The organism is Myxococcus stipitatus DSM 14675 (genome assembly GCF_000331735.1).
In the GTDB taxonomy this organism is placed as follows: Bacteria; Myxococcota; Myxococcia; order Myxococcales; family Myxococcaceae; genus Myxococcus; species Myxococcus stipitatus.
Genome location: NC_020126.1, coordinates 2,562,876 through 2,584,575, shown reverse-complemented (window position 1 = coordinate 2,584,575; position 21,700 = coordinate 2,562,876). Strand labels below are relative to the sequence as shown.

The 21,700-nt window shown below is 70.9% G+C and carries 4 protein-coding genes; all 4 read left to right on the top strand.

The annotated features are described in order from the left end of the window. The first annotated feature begins 17 nt into the window (after positions 1-17). The 4 genes from MYSTI_RS10200 to MYSTI_RS10185 are packed head-to-tail and all read left to right on the top strand — an operon-like array spanning position 18 to position 21,700. A complete protein-coding gene (locus tag MYSTI_RS10200) occupies positions 18-14,435 on the top strand; it encodes a non-ribosomal peptide synthetase (protein ID WP_015347666.1) in 14,418 nt (4,805 codons plus the stop codon). Beyond that, the gene (locus MYSTI_RS10195; protein WP_015347665.1) at positions 14,428-18,597 is read left to right on the top strand and encodes a non-ribosomal peptide synthetase; all 4,170 of its coding nucleotides are present in this window, start codon (positions 14,428-14,430) and stop codon (positions 18,595-18,597) included. The genes MYSTI_RS10200 and MYSTI_RS10195 overlap by 8 nt, the downstream gene beginning before the upstream one ends. After that, on the top strand, positions 18,594-19,949 hold the full coding sequence (locus MYSTI_RS10190; RefSeq protein ID WP_015347664.1) for an MFS transporter: 1,356 nt from the start codon (positions 18,594-18,596) through the stop codon (positions 19,947-19,949). Before MYSTI_RS10195 ends, MYSTI_RS10190 begins: the two co-directional genes overlap by 4 nt. Next, the gene (locus MYSTI_RS10185) at positions 19,946-21,700 is read left to right on the top strand and encodes a fatty acyl-AMP ligase (protein ID WP_015347663.1); all 1,755 of its coding nucleotides are present in this window, start codon (positions 19,946-19,948) and stop codon (positions 21,698-21,700) included. Before MYSTI_RS10190 ends, MYSTI_RS10185 begins: the two co-directional genes overlap by 4 nt.

Genomic DNA, 21,700 nt, shown 5'->3' with positions numbered 1-21,700 from the left:
TTCCCCTCCCGCGCCTCATGACCGCCGAATCCTTCGTCTTCCCCGTCTCGTTCGCGCAGCAGCGGCTGTGGTTCCTCCATCTCCTCCAGCCGGAGAACCCGAGCTACAACATCGCGGGAGCCGTGAGGCTCGGCGGGCACCTCGACGTCGACGCGCTCCAGCGCTCCTTCGATGCACTCGTCGAGCGGCATGAGTCGCTGCGCACCACGTTCGCCCAGGAGGACGGCAACCCCGTCCAGGTCATCGCCCCGGAGGGCCGCGCGCCCATCACGCGCGTGGACCTGTGCGACGCCCCCGAGGCGGAGCGCGAGGAGCACGCGAGGCGACTGGCCACCGAGGAGTGCCGTCGGCCGTTCGACCTGATGCGCGGCCCGCTGCTCCGCCTGCGCCTCTTCCGGCTCACGCCCACCGAGCACCTCCTGGTGATGACGCTGCACCACATCATCTCGGACGGTGGCTCGCTGGGCATCCTCGTCCACGAGATGTCGCGGCTCTACGACGCGTTCCGCGCGGGCCGCGAGCCGGACCTGGAGCCGCTCCCTCTCCAGTACGCGGACTACACCCAGTGGCAGCGCGACTGGCTGGAGACACCGGGGACGCTGGACGCGCACCTCACCTACTGGAAGCAGAAGCTCGCGGGCGCCAGCGTGCTCCAGCTTCCCACCGACCGGCCTCGGCCCGCGCTCCAGTCGCAGAGGGGCGCCGCGCTGCCCATCCACCTCCCCCGGCCCCTCGTCGAGGCGCTGCGCACGCTGGGACAGCGCGAGCGCGCCACGCTGTTCATGGCCGTGCTCGCCGCGTGGCAGGGGCTGCTGTCGCGCTACACCCACCAGACGGACATCGTCGTGGGCGCGCCGCAGAACAACCGCGCGAACATCCAGACGGAGGGGCTGATTGGCTTCTTCGTCAACACGCTGGTGCTGCGCACGGACCTGTCCGGCAACCCCACCTTCCGCGAGCTGCTCGCCCGCGTGCGCGAGGTGTTGCTGGAGGCCCACGCACATCAGGACCTGCCCTTCGAGCAGCTGATGGAGCAGGTCCAGCCCGAGCGGAACCTCAGCTACACCCCGCTGTTCCAGGCGGCGCTCAACCTCCAGGCAGCCTCACCGCGCGAGCTGACGCTGCCGGGGCTCACGCTGAAGACCGTCGAGTTCGAGACGGGCACCTCCAAGTTCGACGTCACGCTGGACCTGCAAGAGGGCCAGGACGGGCTGCGCGGAGTGCTCGAGTACAACACCGACCTCTTCGACCGGGCGACGATGGAGCGGCTGCGCGGCCATCTGCTCTCCTTGCTCGACGGCGTCACGCGCGCCCCGGACCTCCGGCTGGACGCCTGGCCCCTGCTGACGGCGCCCGAGCGGCATCAACTCCTGGAGACCTGGCCCGCGCTGAAGCCCTTCCCCACCGAGGGCAGCCTGCCTCAGCGCTTCGAGGCCCAGGTCCGGCAGCGGCCCGACGCCATCGCGGTCGTCAGCGAGAAAGAGCGCATCACCTACGCGGAGCTGGACCGCCGCGCGAACCAGCTCGCCCACGCGCTGCGCGCCCGCGGCGTCGAGCGAGAGACGCTGGTGGGTCTGTGCGTGGAGCGCTCCGCCGCCACGGTGGTGGGCATCCTCGGCATCCTCAAGGCGGGCGCGGCGTACGTGCCGCTCGACCCGACGTACCCCGCGGACCGGCTGGCCTACATGGTGACGGACAGCCAGATGCCCGTCGCCATCACCCAGCGACACCTCGCGGAGCGCTTGCCGACGGACGGCGTGTCGCTGCTGGTCCTGGAGGACGCCGCCGAGGACCTCGCGCGTCAGCCCACCACTTCGCCCGACGTACCCATCTCCGAGGCGGGCCTCGCGTACGTCATCTACACGTCCGGCTCCACGGGGCGCCCCAAGGGCTCGCTGCTCCCGCACGGCAACGTGCTGCGCCTCTTCGACGCGACGGAGGCGTGGTTCCACTTCGACGCGAGCGACGTCTGGACCCTCTTCCACTCGTACGCGTTCGACTTCTCCGTCTGGGAGCTGTGGGGCGCGCTGCTGTACGGCGGCCGGCTGGTGGTGGTCCCCTACCTCACGTCGCGCTCGCCCGATGCCTTCCTCCAGTTGCTGCACGATGAGCGCGTCACGGTGCTGAACCAGACGCCCGCCGCGTTCCGCCAGCTCATCCAGGCGGAGGAGCGGCTGGAGTCGAAGTCCCTGCCGCTCGCCCTGCGCTCCGTCATCTTCGGCGGCGAGGCGCTGGAGCCGGCGACGTTGGTGCCCTGGTTCCAGCGACACGGGGATGCTCGGCCCCAGCTCGTCAACATGTACGGCATCACCGAGACGACCGTGCATGTCACCTACCGGCCGATGACGGCCGCGGAGGCCGCGCACACGCAGCAGAGTCCCATCGGCCTGGCCATCCCCGACCTCCAGCTCTACGTGCTGGACTCGCGCATGGAGCCCGTGCCCATCGGCGTCACGGGCGAGATTCATGTCGGCGGCGCGGGGCTCGCGCGCGGCTACCTGGGGCAGTCGGGCCTCACCGCCCAGCGCTTCGTGCCCCATCCGTTCAGCCACGTCCCCGGAGCCCGGCTGTACCGCACCGGAGACCTGGCGCGCTTCACGCCGGATGGACAGCTGGAGTACCTGGGCCGCATCGACGACCAGGTGAAGATTCGCGGCTTCCGCATCGAGCTGGGAGAGATCCAGGTCGTCCTCAGCCTGCACCCCGCCGTGCGCGAGGCGCTCGTCCTGGTGCGCGAGGAGACGCCCGGCGCACGCTCGCTCGTGGCCTATCTCGCCACGGGAGACCATGCGCCTCCGAGCGTCGCGGACCTGCGTCAGTTCCTGCTCGCCCGCCTCCCGGACTACATGGTGCCGAGCGCCTTCGTCCTGATGGAGCGCTTCCCGCTCACCGCCAACGGGAAGGTGGACCGCAAGGCCCTGCCCGCGCCGTCGCGTGAGCGCGCCGAGCCCGCGCGCTACGTCGCGCCTCGCAACGACGCGGAGGCCACCCTGTGCGCCATCTGGTCGGAGGTGCTCGGTGTTCCCCGCGTCGGCATCCAGGACAACTTCTTCGCGCTGGGCGGTGACTCCATCCTCAGCATCCGCGTGCTGACGCTCGCGCGGCGCAAGGGCCTGGACTTCACCCTCCAGCAACTCTTCCAGCATCAGACGGTGGCCGCGCTGATGGACGCGGCCGGCGCCACGCGCGAGCAGCCCGTGCGCGAGGAGTTCCCTCGCACCGAGCCCTTCAGCCTCCTCACCGAAGAGGACCGGGCGAAGCTGCCACCGGGCATCGAAGACGCCTATCCGCTCGCGCGAATCCAGGCCGGGATGCTGTACCACATGCAGCTCGCGCCGGACTCGAACGTCTACCACAACACGGACACGTTCCATCTGCGGCTGCAGACGCCGGTGGACACCGTGATGTTCGAGGAGGCGATGCGCGTCGTCGTCGCGCGACACCCCGTGCTGCGCACGTCGTTCGACATGACGACGTACAGCGAGCCGCTCCAGCTCGTGCATCGCGAGGCGACGCTCTCGATGAAGGTCGTCGACCTCCGGCACCTGTCCGACGCGGAGCAGGAGGCCGCCATCCGGCAGCTCCTGGTGGACGAGCGGCACACCCCCTTCGACCTGGCCGTGCCGCCCCTGCTGCGCTTCTTCATCCACCTGCGCGGCGAGCAGTCCTTCCAGTTCACGCTCACCGAGTGCCACGCCATCATCGACGGCTGGAGCCTCCACTCCACCCTCGTGGAGATCTTCAACCACCACCACGCGCTGGTGAACGGGCAGACGCCTCCTCCCGAGCTGCCCGCCACGATGACGTATCGCGACTTCGTGGCCATGGAGCGCCGGGTCATCGAGTCGGAGCCGCACCAGCGGTTCTGGAGGGACCAGCTCGCGGGAGGCTCCGTCATGCGGCTGCCTCGCTGGCGGCGCGCTCCCGCCTCCGAGACGCCGCGCATCGCCACCGTCAAGGTGCCGCTGTCGCGTGAGGTCCACGACGGGCTGCTCGCGCTCACCCGCGCCGAGGGCGTCCCCTTCAAGAGCATCCTCGTCGCCGCCCACCTCAAGGTGATGGGCCTGATGAGCGGCCAGGACGACGTCATCACCGGCATGGGCGTCAACAGCCGCCCCGAGGAAGGCGATGGCTCCCGGCTGCGCGCCATCTTCCTCAACACCCTTCCCTTCCGACTGCGGCTCGCCCCTGGGAGCTGGACGTCCCTGGTCCGCGCCGCGTTCGACGCCGAGCGCGCGCTGTATCCGTTCCGCCGCTTCCCCATGGCGGACATCCAGCGGCAGTGGGGCCGCGAGCCCCTCTACGAAGTCATGTTCAACTACATGCACTTCCACGTCCTGCACGAGCTGGCAGGAACGCTCTCACAGGTCGAGACGCTGGGCATGATTCGCGCCGAGGGCACCAACGCCACCCTCGCGGTCCACTTCCAGACCGAGCCCCACACCCAGGAGCTCACGCTCGAGCTCGACTACAACGCCGTCGAGCTGGAGCACGTGCAGGTGGAGCAGGTGGGCGCCGCCTTCCAACGCGTCCTGAGCGCGCTCGCCTTCCACGCGGACCAGCCCCACCACACCACGAGCGCACTGCCTCCGGAGGAACAGCGGCGGTTGCTCGTGGATTGGAACGCCACCGCCGCGCCCTTCTCCACCGATGCGACCTTCCGGGCCCTCTTCGAGGCTCGCGCGTTGGCTCATCCCGACGCGGTCGCCGCGGTCGAGGGCACTCGGACGCTCACCTACGGGGAGCTGGATGCCCGCGCCAATCAAGTCGCCTGGCAGCTGCGCTCGATGGGCGTGGGGCCGGAGCGGCTGGTGGCGCTCCACCTGGACCGCTCGCTCGAGCTGCTCATCGGACTGCTGGCCGCCACGAAGGCGGGCGCGGGCTGGCTCCCGTTGGACCCGGCCTATCCGTCCGAGCGACGGGCCTTCATGCTGTCGGACTCCCGCGCGGAGGTGCTGCTCACGACGAGCCACTTCGCGCCGGAACTCTCCTCCGTGGGCCTCCGCACCGTCCTCCTGGATGGACCTCGGGATGCACACCCGGGTCTCGCGACGGGTGCGCTGCCTCCGACTCCGAACGGCGACGCGCTCGCATATGTCATCTACACCTCCGGCTCCACGGGCCTGCCCAAGGGCACGCTGGTGACGCAGCGGGGACTCGTCCACTACCTCGACTGGGCGCGGCGCGAGTACCAGGTGACGCAGGGGCAGAGCGCGCCGGTCCACACCTCCATCGCGTTCGACGCCACCCTCACCAGCCTCCTCACCCCGCTCTGCGCGGGCGGCACGGTCCATCTGCTGCCCTCGGGCCAGGAGCTGGAGGCACTGGCGGTGTCGCTGCGGGAGCATCGTCATGGGCTCGTCAAGCTCACCCCCGCGCACCTCCAGGTGCTGTCCAACCTCCTGCCCGAGCAGGCGCTGGCCTCACTGGAGGGGACCTTCGTCGTCGGAGGTGAGGCGCTCCCCGCGGCGACGGTGGAGCTGTGGCGGCGACAGGCGCCTCGGGTGCGGCTGGTCAACGAGTACGGCCCCACGGAGACAGTGGTCGGCTGCTCCATCCACGACGTGAGCGCGACAGGGCTGGTGGATGGAGTCGTCCCCATCGGCCGCCCCATCGCGAACACGGAGATGTACGTACTGGATGCACAGCTCCAGCCCGTGCCCGTCGGTGTCGTGGGTGAGCTGTACATCGGCGGCGTGGGCGTGGCGCGCGGCTACCTGGGCCGCGCGGACCTCACCGCCGAGCGCTTCGTGCCCGACCCCTTCAGCGGACGCACGGGCGCGCGGATGTACCGCCCGGGAGACCTGGCGCGCTTCCTGCCCGACGGCGCGATGGAGTTCCTCGGCCGCCGCGACGGACAGGTGAAGCTGCGCGGTCATCGCATCGAGCTCGGTGAAATCGAGGCCACGCTGCGCCAGCACCCGTCCATCGGTGACGCGGTGGTCCTGGTGCGCGAGGACGTCCCGGGAGACCAGCGCCTCGCGGCCTACGTGGTGCCTCACGCGGGGATGGCGGCGGACGCGGGGGACGTGCGCGCGTTCCTCCAGCAGCGGCTGCCGGGCTACATGGTGCCCGCGTCCTTCACGTCGATGGAAACGCTGCCGCTGACGCCCAATGGCAAGGTGGACCGCAAGGCCCTGGCCGCGCCGATGTCCGCTGCGAGCGGTGCCGCGCTCGCGCCTCGGAGCGGCACCGAGGAGCTGGTCGCCAGCATCTGGGCCTCGGTGCTGCGCACGGAGCGCTTCGGCCTCCACGACGCCTTCTTCGACCTGGGCGGCCACTCGCTGCTCGCCACGCAGGTGGTGTCGCGCGTGCGCGAGGCCTTCGGCTTGGAGCTCCCCATCGCCACGCTCTTCGAGGCCCCCACCGTGGCGGGCCTCTCCGAGCGCATCCAGGCGCTGCGCGCGAAGGCGATGGGGGAGCCGCCTCCTCCGCCGCTGCGAACCGCTCCCCATGAGGGACCTCAACCGCTGTCGTTCGCGCAGCAGCGGCTCTGGTTCCTCTACCGCATGGAGCCGGAGAGCCCCGTCTACAACATGCCGGCGGTCCTCCGTCTGTCGGGGGCACTGGATGCGGACGTCGCTCGACGGTGCCTGGATGCACTGCGAGCGCGGCACGAGAGCCTGCGCACGACGTTCCTGATGCACGGACAGACGCCCGCGCAGGTCGTCGCGCCCGTGGCGGACGTCCCGCTGGAGGTCATCGACCTGACGGGGCTTCCGGTCGAGCAGCGTGAGGCAGAGGCGCGGCGGCGGGTGGATGAGGAAGCCCGACGGCCCTTCGCCCTGGAGCGGAGCCCTGGCTTCCGCTGCGCCCTGGTGCGGCTGGGAGAGCACGAGCACCTGCTGCTGCTGACGCTGCACCACATCATCGCCGACGGCTGGTCTCTCTCCGTGCTGGTGCGCGAGGTGGCCGCGCTCTATGCGTCGTTCAGCGCGGGACAGCCCTCGGCCTTGTCGCCGCTCCCGGTGCAGTACGCCGACTATGCGCGCTGGCAGCGGGAGTGGCTGTCCGGCGCCGCGCTGGAGCGGCAGCTCTCGTACTGGAAGGAGCGGCTCGCGGGGGCTCCGCCCTTCCTGGAGCTGCCCGCGGACCATCCCCGTCCCCCCGTGCAGGGCTTCCGAGGCACCACGCATCAAGGCCCCCTGCTGGCTCGCGAGGAGGCCGAGGCCCTGCGCGCGCTCTGCCGACGTGAAGGCGCCACGCCCTTCATGGCGGTGATGGCCGCGTTCCAGGTCCTGCTCCACCGCTACACGGGGGAGACGGACCTCGTCGTCGGCACGGACATCGCCAACCGCAACCACCTGGGCACCGAGGGGCTGATCGGGTTCTTCATCAACCAGCTCGTCATGCGCGGGGACCTCTCGGGGGACCCGACCTTCCGCGCGCTGCTGCGGCAGACGCGGCGCACGGCGCTGGAGGCGTACGCGCACCAGGACCTCCCCTTCGAGGAGCTGGTCAAGGCGGTCAACCCCGAGCGCAGCGTGGGTTACTCGCCGGTCTTCCAGGTGAAGCTCATCCTCCAGAACGCACCGGGCTCCGACCTGGAGCTGCCGGGGCTCGTGCTGAAGGAGGAAGCGAGCACCACGAACACCGCCCGGTTCGACATGACGTGGGTGGTCACGGAGACGGAGCACGGGCTCGAGTGCCTGTGCGAGTACAGCACCGACCTCTACGCGCGGGAGACCATCGCTCGGATGCGGGAGCACCTGGGCCAGGTGCTCGCGAGCGCCGTGGCGCGGCCGGAGGAGCACGTCTCACGGCTGGCGCTGCTGCCCGAGGCGGAGCGTCACCGCCTGCTGGTGGAGTGGAATGACACGGCGGTGTCGCTGCCCGAGGAGGCCCTCGCGCATCGCCTCTTCGAGGCCCAGGTGGCGCGCACGCCGGACGCGGTGGCCGTCAGCTTCGAGGGCCGAGAGCTCCGCTATCGCGAGCTGGACGCCCGCGCCAACCAGCTCGCGGGGCATCTGCGAGGACTGGGCGTGGGGCCCGAGGTCCGCGTGGGCTTGTGCCTGGAGCGCTCGCCGGAGCTGGTGGTGGGACTCCTCGCCATCCTCAAGGCCGGAGGCGCGTGGCTGCCGCTGGACCCGACGCTTCCCATGGCTCGGCTCGGGCTGATGATGCGTGACGCGGGGGTTCCCGTCGTCATCACCCAGGAGCACCTCGCGGACGAGCTGCCCATCCAGGCGGAGCTGCTCGTGTGCCTGGACTCCGAAGCGGACGCGAAGCACATCGCGCGGCAACCGGTGGTTCCGCCCTCTGTCGCGCTGTCGCCGGACCACCTCGCCTACGTCATCTTCACCTCGGGCTCGACGGGCAAGCCCAAGGGCACGCTGCTGACGCATCGGGGCCTGTGCAACACGGCCCTGGCGGCCGTTCGCGCGCATCGCATCCAGCCGGACAGTCGCGTGCTCCAGTTCGCGGCCATCAGCTTCGATGCCTCGGTGTGTGAGGTGTTCTCGGCGCTGCTGGCGGGTGCGCGGCTGTGCCTGGCACCGCGGGATGCGCTCATGCCGGGAGCGCCGCTGCAGGGGCTGCTGGTGTCGCAGGGAATCACCGTGGCCACGTTGACGCCTTCGGTGCTGGCGCGGTTGGACCCTGCGGGCTTGCCCGGGCTCGCGTCCGTCATCTCGGCGGGTGAGGCGTGCACGCCGGAGCTCGCGCGGCAGTGGGTGGTGGGGCGCCACTTCGTCAACGCGTATGGCCCCACGGAGGTGACGGTGTGCGCCTCCGCGCGGGAGCAGGTGGATGCGGAGAGGCCGGACATCGGCCGGGCGTGGCCCAACGTGCGGCTGTACGTGCTGGATGCCGAGGGGCGGCCCGTGCCCACGGGCGTACCGGGAGAGCTGTTCATCGGCGGCGTGGGTGTGGCGCGAGGGTATCTCGGTCGGCCGGAGCTGACGGCGGAGCGCTTCGTTCCGGATGCGCTCAGCGGTACGCAGGGCGCGCGGCTGTACCGCACGGGAGACCGGGTGCGCTGGCTGGCGGACGGACATCTCGAGTTCCTGGGCCGCACCGACTTCCAGGTGAAGCTGCGCGGCTTCCGCATCGAGCTGGGAGAGGTGGAGGCCGCGCTGGCGGAGCTCCCCGAGGTGCGTGAGGCGGCGGTCGCGGTGCGCGAGGAGGCACCGGGCAGAAGGCAGCTCGTGGCCTGGATTGTCCCCGTGGACGAGGAGGCGCCGGACACGGCGGCGCTGCGGCGTGCGCTGGAGGCGCGGCTTCCGGACTACATGGTGCCGTCTGCGTTCATCTCGCTGAAGGCACTGCCGCTCACGTCCAGCGGAAAGGTGGACCGCCGAGCGCTCGCGTCCGAGGTGCAGCAACAGCCACAGCGGGCCCAGGATACCTATGTCGCGCCGCGCACGGCCGTGGAGCGGACGCTGACGGCCATCTGGTCGGCCGTGCTGTCGCGCGAGCGCGTGGGCATCCACGACAACTTCTTCGAGCTGGGTGGCGACTCCATCGTCAGCATCCAGGTCATCGCGAGAGCGCAAGAGGCGGGGCTGCGCATCACCCCGAGACAGTTCTTCCAGCACCAGACCATCGCCGCGCTGGCTCCGCACGTGAGCGAGGCCCAGGCGCCCCGAGGCGAACAAGGCGTGGTGACGGGCCCGGTGCCCCTCACGCCCATCCAACAGTGGTTCTTCGAGTCGCGGCGCCCGGAGCCCCACCACTACAACCAGTCCCTCCTGCTGGGGCTGCGCGAGCGCCCGAGCCAGGAAGCGCTGCGTGACGCGTTGACCGCGCTGGTGGCGCACCACGATGCCCTCCGCTTGCGCTTCGAGGAGACTCCGAACGGTTGGCGACAGGAGAACGCCGCGCTGGCGGACGCCACGAGGACGTGCGCCGCGACTTCGTACACAGCCCCTGGCGCCCATCCACCACCCGACAAGGCGCATGCCTCGCAGGCCGCCGCAACCGCACAGCCCCCCAGTGATGCGGCGCATGCGTCGGAGCAACAGACGTCAGGAACAGTCATCCCGACCGCGCCAGCCCACGCGGTGGAGCTGCGCGGGGTGGACCTGTCCGCCCTCGATGCAGCGGCGCAGCGAGAGGCCCTGGAAGCAGAAGCCCGGAAGGTGCAAGCGGGCTTCGACCTGACCCGGGCGCCGTTGATGGCCGCCGTCCTCTTCGACCTGGGACCTCGTGGCACCCGCCTGCTGCTCGCCGTCCACCACCTCGTGGTGGATGCCGTCTCCTGGCGCGTGCTGCTCCAGGACCTCGGCACCGCGTACCAGCAGCTCCTGCGTGGCGACGCCGTCTCCCTGCCCGCGAAGACCACCTCGTTCCAGGAGTGGGCTCGTCGGCTGGAGGCCCTCGCCCAGGGGCCGGAGCTGGCCGAAGAAGCCGCCACGTGGTTGCGGCAAGGCCTGGACGTGCCTCCGCTGCCTCTCGACCTCCCGGGCGGGGACAACACACTCGCCTCGGCTCGCACGGTCAGCGTCGCGCTCGCGACAGAGGAGACCCGCGCGCTGCTTCACGAGCTGCCGAAGTCGTACCGCGCGCGCATCGATGAAGTGCTGCTCACCGCGCTCGTGCGTGCCCTCTCCGCGTGGACAGGGCACCGGCTGCATCGCGTGCAGTGGGAAGGACACGGCCGCGAGGAGCTCTTCGAGGACGTGGACCTCAGCCGCACCGTGGGCTGGTTCACCAGCATCTACCCCGTCACCGTGGAGCTGCCCCCAGTCGGCACACCCGGCGATGGCCTGCGCGCGGTGCGGGATGCGCTGCGACGGATTCCTCGCAAGGGCCTCGGCCATGGACTGCTTCGATACCTGCGCCAGGACTCCCTGCGCACGAAGCTCGAAGCCAGCCCCGAGCCGCAGGTCGCCTTCAACTACCTGGGGCAGCTCGACAGCGCGCTCCCGTCCGACTCGCCGCTCGTCCCGGCGGATGAGCCCATCGGCGCGCAGCAGAGCCATCTCGGCCTCCGCCGACAGGTGCTGGAGGTGAACGCGCACGTGCTGGAGGGCCGGCTGGAAGTGTCCCTCACCTACAGCGAGGCCCTGCACCACCGCTCGACACTGGAAGCCCTCGCCCAGGGCTATCTCCACGCGCTGCGCGAGCTCATGGCGGGACAGGACACCGAGGACGCGAAGCGCCTGTCGCCCTCCGACTTCCCGCTGGCCGACGTGACACAGGCCACGCTGGACACGCTGCTGCGCGACCACCCCGGCCTGGAGGACCTCTACCCGCTGTCCCCCATGCAGCAGGGCATGCTGTTCCACGCGCGGCTGGAGCCTCGCGCGGGCGTGTACTTCGAGCGGGCCGCGTGGACCCTGGACACGGACCTGAACGCCGAGGCCCTGCGCCTCGCCTGGCGCGAGACGATGGAGCGCCACCCCATCCTCCGCACCAGCTTCGCCTGGGAGGGCATGGAGGAGCCGCACCAGCTCGTCCACGGGGAGGCCCGACTGCCGTGGGAAGAGGCCGACTGGCGAGGCCTCTCCGCCGACCCGCGGAAGGCTCGGCAAGCCCAATGGATGCAGGAGGACGAAGCACGCGGCTTCGACCTCGAGCGCGCCCCGCTGATGCGCGTGGCGGTGCTGCGTCTCGGAGAGCGCACGTGGCGCGTGGTGTGGAGCTTCCACCACCTGCTGCTCGACGGCTGGAGCGTGGGCCGAGTCCTGAACGAGGTGCTGGCCCGATACGACGCGAAGCTGCGTCGGGAGACGCCCACCCTGGAGGCACCGCCCCTCTTCCGCGACTACATCGCCTGGCTGCGCGAGCGTGGCACCGCGAAGGCGGAGACGTGGTGGCGGCAAGAGCTGGCCGGCTTCACCGAGCCAACCCCCGTCCCCTGCGAGCAAGGGGGCCAGGCACGAAGCGCGACCCCTGTGATGGGCGCACGCAAGGTCCTCGTCCCCGAGGACGCGACCGAGCGCCTTCGCGTCTTCTCACGCCGCCACCAGGTCACCCTCGGCACCCTGGTCCAGGCCGCGTGGGCGCTGGTGTTGGGGCGTCACGCCAGCTCGGAGGATGTCCTCTTCGGCGTCACCGTCGCGGGCCGTCCACCCGAGCTCGGCGGTGTCGAGCAGATGGTGGGCCTGTTCATCAACACCGTCCCCGCTCGCGTGCGGCTCCCCGCCAGCAAGCGCGTCGTGGACTGGCTGAAGGAGCTTCAGGCCGCGCAGGTCGAGCGGGCACCCCACGAGTCCGCGCCGCTGGTGCGGGTCCAGGGCTGGAGCCAGGTCCCTCGCGGCACCTCGCTCTTCGAAACGCTCCTCGTCTTCGAGAACTACCCCGTGGAGCAGTCGGTGATGCAGGGCTCGAGCGCGCTGGAGGTCCGCGACGTCAACGCGCAGGAGCGGACCCACTACCCGCTCACCTTGACGGCCCATGCCGACAAGGAGCTGCTGCTGCTCATCGACTTCGAGTCCCCGCGCCTCGATGAGCGCGCCGTGGAGCAGCTCCTGGAGCAGCTCGCCACCGCGCTGGTGAACCTCTGTGCCTCCGAGACACGGGCCCTGGGCGACGTGTCCATCCTCACCGAGGCCGCGCGCCACCGGCTGCTCGTCGACTGGAACGACACCCACGCGCCCCTCGCCGCGGACGCCTGCGTGCATGAGCACTTCGAAGCACAGGCGCGGAAGACGCCCGACGCCGTCGCCGTCTCCGCCCCGGGAGGCGCGTCCCTCACCTACGGACAGCTCGAGGAACAATCGAACCGCCTGGCCCACCACCTCCGAGCCCGAGGCGTCGGCCCCGAGGTCCTGGTCGGCGTCTACCTGGAGCGCACGCCCGAGCTGTACGTCGCGCTCCTGGGCATCCTCAAGGCGGGCGGCGCCTACGTCCCGCTCGACCCGGCCTATCCCTCGGAGCGCGTGGCGCTCATGGTCTCCGAGGCCCGGCTGTCATGGCTCATCACCCAGCGCACGCTGGAAGCCTCCCTCGGTCCGTCCGACGTCCCGCGCTACCTGATGGACGGCGAGGCCCCGGCGCGCGAGCGGCTCCCCACGGTGCCTCCGCCTCGGCTCGCGGGCTCTGGCACCTTGGCCTACGTCGTCTTCACCTCGGGCTCGACGGGCACGCCGAAGGGCGTGATGGTCTCCCACCGGAGCTGGGCGAATGCCTACCTCGGCTGGGAGCAGGGCTACGGCCTGCGCGACGAGGGCTGCCGCAACCACCTGCAGATGGCGAGCTTCTCCTTCGACGTGTTCGCGGGAGACCTCGTCCGAGCACTCCTCTCGGGCGGCAGGCTGGTGCTCTGCCCGCGGGAGTGGCTCCTGGAGCCCGCGCGCCTGTACGCGCTGCTGCGCGACGAGGACATCCACTGCGCCGAGTTCGTCCCCGCCGTGGCGCGCGGCCTGCTCCAGCACCTGGAGGAGACCGGGCAGCGACTGGACCGCATGCGCGCCTTCGTCGCCGGCTCCGACGCCTGGTACGTCGACGAGTACCACCGCCTCCGAGGTGTCATCGGAGACGGGACGCGGCTCATCAACTCCTATGGCATCAGCGAGACCACCATCGACAGCACGTGGTTCGAGAGCGACGGTCTGACGGGAGCGGAGTCGCGGCTCGTCCCCATCGGGCGGCCGTTCGCCAACGTGCGCGTCCATGTGCTCGACGCGCGTCACCAGCCAGTGCCGGTGGGCGTCGTGGGTGAGCTCTTCATCGCCGGAGAGGGCGTGGCGCGCGGCTATCGCCTGCGTCCCGAGCTGACCGCGGAGCGCTTCGTGCCGGACCCGTTCGGGGCACCCGGCTCGCGGCTCTATCGCTCGGGAGACCGCGCGCGCTGGCTGCCGGACGGGAACCTGGAGTTCCTCGGCCGCGCGGACACGCAGGTGAAGCTGCGCGGCTTCCGCGTGGAGCTGGCGGAGATCGAGTCGGTGCTCGGCAAGGCGCCCTCCATCGAGTCCGCCGTGGTGCTGCTGCGGCAGGACCCTGGCACGCCCGCGCGGCTCGTGGCCTACGTCGTCGGCGCGGGGGGACAGGACGTCTCGGCGCTGCGGGACTTCGTGCGCGCGCGGCTGCCCGACTACATGGTCCCCGCGCTCTTCCTGCGGATGGAGGCGCTCCCCCTGACGCCGAACGGCAAGGTGGACCGTCGGGCCCTGCCGGTGCCGGACGCGGGTCTGAGAGCGGTGGACGACCCGCTGGTCGCGCCCCGCACCGAGACGGAGGCGGCGCTGCTCGCCATCTGGCGCGAGGTGCTCGGACTGGAGTCGCTCGGGGTGATGGACGACTTCTTCGCCGTGGGAGGTCACTCGCTCCTGGCCACGCGCATCCTCTCGCGCGCGAACGCCGCCTTCGAGGTGGACTTGCCCCTGCGCGCCCTCTTCGAGCACACCACCGTCGCGGGGCTCGCCGAGCGCATCATCCTCGCGAGGCTCGAAGCCGTGGACGAGGCCGCACTCGCGAGCCTCCTGGACGAGGTGGACGGGCTCTCGGACGAGGAAGCAGCGCTGCTGGCGGAGGGCTCCCACAATGAGTGATGCACTCCAGAAGCGGCTGGCGGGACTGTCTCCGGAGAAGCGGGAGCTGGTGCTGAAGAAGCTGCGTCAGCAACAGAAGGCCGCGGCGCCCGAAGCGGCGTCGACGCCCCCCGCCATCCCCCAGGCCCCGCGCACCGGACCCCTGCCGCTCTCCTATCCGCAGCGCCGACTGTGGTTCCTGGACCAGTTCGAGCCCGGGACACCGGCCTACAACATCCCCGAGTTCGTGCGACTGCGCGGCCCGCTCCAGGTGCAAGCCCTGACGCGGGGCATCGTCGAGGTCGTCCACCGGCACGAGGTGCTCCGCACGACCTTCGCCTCGGAGAATGGCGAGCCCGTCCAGCACATCGCGCCGCGCCTGGTGCTGGACGTGCCCGTGGTGGACCTGACGTCCCTGCCCCTCGGAGCGCGGGAGGCGCGCTGCCAGGAGCTGGCGCTTCGAGAGGCCGGCAGGTCCTTCGACCTGGCGAAGGGACCGCTCCTCGCGGCCACCCTGGTGCGGCTGGGTGCGGAGGACCATGTCCTGCTGCTGGTGCTCCACCACATCATCTCCGACGGGTGGTCCACGGGTGTGCTCGTCCGCGAGCTGGCGGCGCTCTATGACGCCTTCTCGCGCGGGCAGCCGTCACCGCTGCCGGCACTGGCCATCCAATACGGCGACTTCGCCGTGTGGCAGCGACGCTGGCTCCAGGGCGAGGTGCTGGACGCACAGCTCGGCTACTGGCGCGGGCAGCTCGCGGACGGCGACGCGCCCCTGAAGCTGCCCACGGACCGTCCGCGTCCCCGCGTGCGCACGTACGCGGGCGGCAAGCGGAACTTCGCCGTGGATGCGGAGCTCACGCGGCGCCTGCGAGCACTCGCGGGACAGGAGAAGGCCTCGCTGTACATGGTGCTGCTGGCGGCGTTCCAGGCGCAGCTGCACCGCTACACGCGAGAGCCCCGGCTCAGCGTCGGCACGTACATCGCCAACCGGAACCGCGCCTCCATCGAGCCGCTCATCGGGTTCTTCCTCAACACGCTCGTCATGCGCACGGACATGACCGGCAACCCGCGCTTCCGAGACCTCCTGCGGCGCGTGGTGGACGTGACGCTGGGGGCATACGCCCACCAGGACGTCCCCTTCGAGAAGCTGCTGGAGGAACTGGCCCCCACGCGCGACACCAGCTTCCCGCCGTTCTTCCAGGCGATGCTGGTGCTCCAGAACACGCCCGAGGCCGAGGCCACCGTCGGGGCCCTCCGGATGGAGCCCTACCCCGTCGCGGGAGAGTCCTTCGCCCAGTTCGACATCACCCTCTGGCTCGCCGAGGAGGGCGACGGACTGCAAGGCACCTGGGAGTACAACCGGGACCTCTTCGACGCCACCACCGCCGACCGCATGGTGGCGCACTTCCAGACGCTGCTCGCGGGCATCGCGGCGCGTCCCGATGAGCCCCTGTCCACGGTGCCGCTGCTCCCGACGCGGGAGCGCGAGCGGGTCCTGCGCGAGTGGAACGCGGCCCGCCTCGACGTTCCGGAGGGTGTCTGCCTCCATCACCTCATCGCGGCCCATGCCGCCAGGACGCCGGATGCGCTCGCCGTCGTGGACCCGGAGCGCCGCCTCACCTACGCGCAGCTCGACCGGCGCGCCAACCAGCTCGCGCAACAGCTCCGCTCCATGGGGGTGCGAACGGAGCAACGGGTGGCCATCTGCCTGGAGCGCTCCGTCGACCTGGTGGTGGCCGTGCTCGCCGTGCTCAAGGCGGGTGGCACCTACGTTCCCCTGGACCCGTCCTATCCGCCGGACCGCACCGCGCTGATGCTCTCGGACAGCCGGCCCGCGCTGCTCGTCACCCGCCGCGCCCTGCGCGCGACGCTGCCCGAGCCACTGCCCACGGTGGTGAGCCTGGATGACGACGCGCTCGCCATCGAAGGACAGCCGGACGCGTGTCCTCCTGGAGGCGCGGGGCCCGAGCACCTCGCGTACGTCGTCTACACCTCGGGCTCCACGGGGCGCCCCAAGGGCGTGATGGTGGGCCACCGAGGGCTCGCCAACGCCTACTTCGCGTGGGAGCACGACTACCGCCTGCCCACGCTGCGCGCCCATCTCCAGATGGCGAGCTTCTCGTTCGACGTGTTCAGCGGAGACCTGGCGCGGGCGCTCGGCTCGGGGGCCGCGCTCGTCCTCTGTCCCCGGGAGTGGCTGCTGGAGCCCGCGAGCCTCTACGCACTGATGCGGCGGGAACACGTGGACTGCGGCGAGTTCGTGCCCGCGGTGGCGCGACTGCTGATGGCCCACCTCCAGGAGCGTGGAGAGCGGCTGGACTTCATGCGGCTGCTCATCGTCGGCTCGGACACGTGGGACCTGCGCGAGTACCACCAGCTCCGAGGACTGTGCGGTCCGGACACGCGACTGGTGAGCTCGTACGGCCTCAGCGAGGCGACCATCGACAGCACGTTCTTCGAGTCGCCCGCACCGGTCCCCAGCGAGCAGACGGTGCCCATCGGGCGGCCGTTCCCGAACGCGGAGATGTACCTGCTGGACTCGGCGCTCCAGCCCGCGCCCATCGGTGTTCCAGGAGAGCTGTTCGTCGGGGGCGTGGGGCTGGCGCGGGGCTACTGGGAACAGCCGGGGCTCACGGCCGAGCGCTTCGTCCCCCATCCCTTCAGCGCGGAGCCTGGGGCGCGCCTGTACCGGACGGGAGACCTGGCGCGGTACGCGGCGGATGGGACGCTGGAGTTCATCGGACGCAACGACACGCAGGTGAAGCTGCGGGGTCATCGCATCGAGCTGGATGAAATCCGGGCGAAGCTGCTGGAGCACGCGGACGTGCGCGCCGTGGAGCTGCTCGTCCGAGGCGAGGGCGCGGCACGACAGCTTGTCGCGTATCTCACGCTGGTGACGCCCGGCGCGGTGGGCGAGGAGGCGCTTCGTCAGCACCTGCGACAACACCTGCCGCCGTACATGGTGCCCGCGGCCTTCGTCCTGATGGACGCCTTCCCACTCACGCCCAACGGCAAGGTGGACCGGAACGCCCTGCCCCCGCCGGGCGAGTCCCGGCGCGACACCTCGGAGAGCTTCATCGCGCCGCGCGACGAGACGGAGCGGAAGCTGGCGGCGCTCTTCGAGGAACTGTTGGGGACGGGGCCCATCGGCGCGTTCGACAGCTTCTTCGACCTTGGCGGACACTCGCTGCTCGCGGTCCGGCTGGTGGCGAGGATTCGTGAACACTTCGGCAAGGCCCCCTCGCTCGCGGCCCTCTTCCAGGGTCCGACGCCCGAGCACCTCGCGCGAGTGCTCGACGAGGGGAGCGAGCGTCCCTGGTCCCCGCTGGTGACACTCCAGGCGACGGGCGAGGGCCCTCCGCTGTTCTGCGTACCGGGAGCGGGCGGCAACGTCCTCTACTTCCGGGAGCTGACGCGGCAGCTGGGCACGGCGCGCCCGCTCCATGGGTTCCAGGCGAAGGGCCTGGACGGAGAAGAAGCCCCCCACGCCTCCGTCGAGGAGATGGCGGAGTGCTACGTCCAAGCGCTCCAGCGCGTGCGGCCCCATGGGCCGTATCACCTGCTGGGCCACTCCTTCGGAAGCTGGGTCGCCTTCGAGATGGCGCAGCGGCTTCGGGCGAAGGGCGAAGAGGTCGCCTTCCTCGGCCTCCTCAACACGCCGGTGCCGAGGAGCCCGGAGGCTCCGACCGAGGACCTCGCGCTCGATGACGCGGCTTGGATGGCCTCCGTCGCCAGCGTCGCGGGCCGGCTGTATGGCGTGGACCTGGGGGTCTCCGCCGAGACGATCCGGCCGCTCACGCCGGAAGCACGCCTCGTCCACGTCACGGAGCGACTCACCCAGAAGGGCCTGCTGCCTCCCGATGCGGACACCCGGCAGGTGCGCGGACTCATCCAGGTCTACAAGCGCGCCTATGAAATCACCTACGTCCTCCCGACGGAGGCACATGCCGTCCCCATCACCCTCTTCCGGGCACAGGAGCGACATGAGGACGACGGCGTCCTTCCAGGAGAGTTCGCGGAGGACTCCACCTGGGGCTGGCGACGCCACGCCGAGGGCGCCGTCACCGTGGTGGACGTCCCAGGCGACCACATGACGATGCTGGCCTCGCCCCACGTCGAGGTGCTCGCGGAGCGGATGCGCGGACACCTGGAGCCCTTGCCCACGAAGGCGGGCGCATGACGGCGGCCGCGCACTTCTCGCTGGGCCGTGCCCTGTCCGTGTGGCTGGGACAGGTGCTCTCGTTGTTCGGCTCCTCGCTGACCAGCTTCGCGCTGGGCGTGTGGATGTACCAGACGACGGGCGGCGTGACGCGCTTCGCGCTCATCATGCTGTGTGCCGCGCTCCCGGGCGTCCTGCTCGGTCCCGTGACGGGCGCGCTGGTGGACCGCTGGCCGCTGCGCCGGGGGCTGCTGCTGAGCGACACGGTGGCGGGACTGATGACGATGGTGCTCGCGCTGCTGCTCCTCACCGGACAGCTCCGCCCCTGGCACGCCTACGTCACGACCGCCATCGTCTCCATGGCCAGCGCCTTCCAGCAGCCCGCCTTCGCGGTCCTGGTGTCCACGGTGGTGCCGCCCCAGCACCTGGGCCGCGCCAACGGCCTCATCCAGCTGGGGCTCGCCTGCGCGCAGTTGGGCGCACCGCTGGCCAGCGCCGCCCTGCTCGCGGTGGTGGGCTTGGAGGGCATCCTGTTGCTCGACGCGGGGACCTTCCTCCTCGGTGTCCTGCCGCTCTTCCTGCTGCGCATCCCGGAGCGACCCGCCTCCACGTCCGTGGAAGGCCCGCCCTCGCTCCTGTCGCTGGTGCGCGAGGGCGGGGCCTATCTGCGCGGCACTCCGGGCCTGTTGGCGCTGTTCCTCTTCCTCGCGGGAAGCAACTTCATCACGGGCGTCGTCGAGGTGCTGGTGACGCCCCTGGTGCTGGCGCTCGCGGACGTGAAGGCCCTGGGCATGCTCACCACGGCGGGAGGTGTCGGGCTGCTCGTGGGCAGCGTGGTGATGAGCGCATGGGGCGGACCTCGCCGACAGGTGCACGGCGTGCTGCTCTTCCAGCTCACCTGCGGACTGAGCCTCGTCGTCGTCGGATTCGGGACCTCGCTCCCCCTCCTCGCGGCGGTGTCCTTCGCGTTCTTCTTCGGCATCCCCCTCATCAACGGCGCCAGCCAGTCCCTCCTCCAGCGCATCGTTCCCCTGGCGCTGCGGGGCCGGGTCTTCGCGTTCAGTTCGGCCATCACGGGGATGATGCTTCCGCTCGCCTACTCCCTCTCGGGCCCGCTGGCGGACCTCGTGTTCGAGCCCGCGCTCCGTCCAGGCGGTTCGCTCGTCCCGCTGCTGGGGACGCTCATCGGCACGGGGGCCGGGCGCGGCATCGCGCTGATGTTCCTCCTCGCGGGCACGCTGACCGTCCTGCTGACGGGCCTGGCCGCCCTCCACCGTCCTCTGCGGGCCCTCGATGCGAGGCCCGAGGCGTCACCTGGCCCCAGTGCCAGCGAGCCGCCCATTCCCACTTCCTCCGAAGGAGCCCTGCCGTGACCGCCGCCATTCCTCCGTCCATCACCACGCTGAGCTCACTGCTGCGCTGGCGCGCCGAGACCCAGCCCGACGCTCCCGCCTACACCTTCCTCGTCAACGGCGAGGACCAGGAGCGGCGGTGGAGCTATGCGGAGCTCGACCGGAACACCCGAGCCATCGCCGCCGCGCTCCAGGAGCAAGGCGCGGCCGAGGACCGGGCGCTGCTGCTGTTCGCGCCGGGGCTCGACTACATCGGGGCCTTCTATGGCTGCCTCACGGCGGGCGTGGCGGCGGTGCCCGTCTATCCGCCGCAGAACGAGCAGACGCTGGCGCGACTGCTCTCCATCATCGCGGACGCGAAGCCCCGCTTCGCACTCACCACGAGCGACATCCTGGAGAGCGTGAAGGCGTTCTCGGAGACGACGCCCGTGCTGAAGGAGCTGCACTGGATCGCCGTGGATGCGTTGCCCTCGGGGCTGGAGGCGCGGTGGAAGGAGCCTCGGCTCACGGGCGAGAGCATGGCCTTTCTCCAGTACACGTCCGGCTCCACGTCGACGCCGAAGGGCGTCATGGTGTCTCACCGGAACCTGCTGGCCAATCAGGAGATGATTCGGCGGGGCTTCGGCAGCGACCCGGCCTCGACCATCGTCGGATGGCTGCCGCTGTACCACGACATGGGACTCATCGGCACGGTGATGCATCCGCTGTATCTGGGCGGGCACGGCGTGTTGATGTCGCCGTGGGCCTTCTTGCAGCGGCCGGTGCGCTGGCTGCGTGCGGTCAGCAAGTACCGGGGCGTGGTGAGCGGAGGCCCGAACTTCGGCTATGCGCTGTGCGTGCGGAAGGTGAAGCCCGAGCAGCGAGAGGGCTTGGACCTGAGCTCCTGGAAGGTCGCCTTCAACGGCGCGGAGCCCGTGCGAGCGGACACGCTGGAGCGCTTCGCGGAGACCTTCGCGCCGCAGGGCTTCCAGAAGGCGGCGCTCTATCCTTGCTACGGACTCGCCGAGGCGACGCTCTATGCCTCCGGCGGGATGCGCATGGCGTCGCACCGCACCCTCACGGTGGAAGCAGGCGCCCTGGAGCGCAATCGCGTCGTGGTCGCGCCCCCAGGCGCGGAGAACACGCGAGTGCTGGTGAGCTGCGGCAGGGCCTGGGCGGGAGGACAGGTCCGCATCGCCAACCCGGAGACGTCCCAGTCCTGCGCGGATGGCGAGGTGGGTGAAATCTGGGTGTCCGGGCCGCACGTCACCCAGGGCTACTGGGGCCGAGGCGAGCACAACGCGGAGACGTTCCAGGCGCGCGTCCAGGGGCATGAGGCGGAAGGGGGTTACCTGCGCACGGGGGACCTGGGGTTCCAGCGGGAGGGCGAGCTGTACGTCACCGGGCGCCTGAAGGACCTCATCATCGTGGATGGTCGCAACCACTATCCGCAGGACATCGAGCAGACGGTGGAGGTGCAGCACGAGGGCTTCCGGCTCGGCTGCTGCGTGGCCTTCTCGGTGGAGCAGTCGAACGAGGAGAAGCTCGTGGTGCTCATCGAGGTGGACCGTCAGTACACGCCGCCGGGAGACAGCGCGGGGGCGCAGGTCCTGGACACGAAGGAGGTGACCCGGAAGGTGCGGCAGGCGCTCGCCGCGGCGCACTCGCTGGATGTCCACGAGCTGGTCCTGCTCCAGCATGGCGAGGTGCTCAAGACCTCCAGCGGCAAGGTGCAGCGTCGCGCGTGCCGGGCGAAGTACCTGGAGAACGCGCTCCAGCGCTGGCCGGGCTGA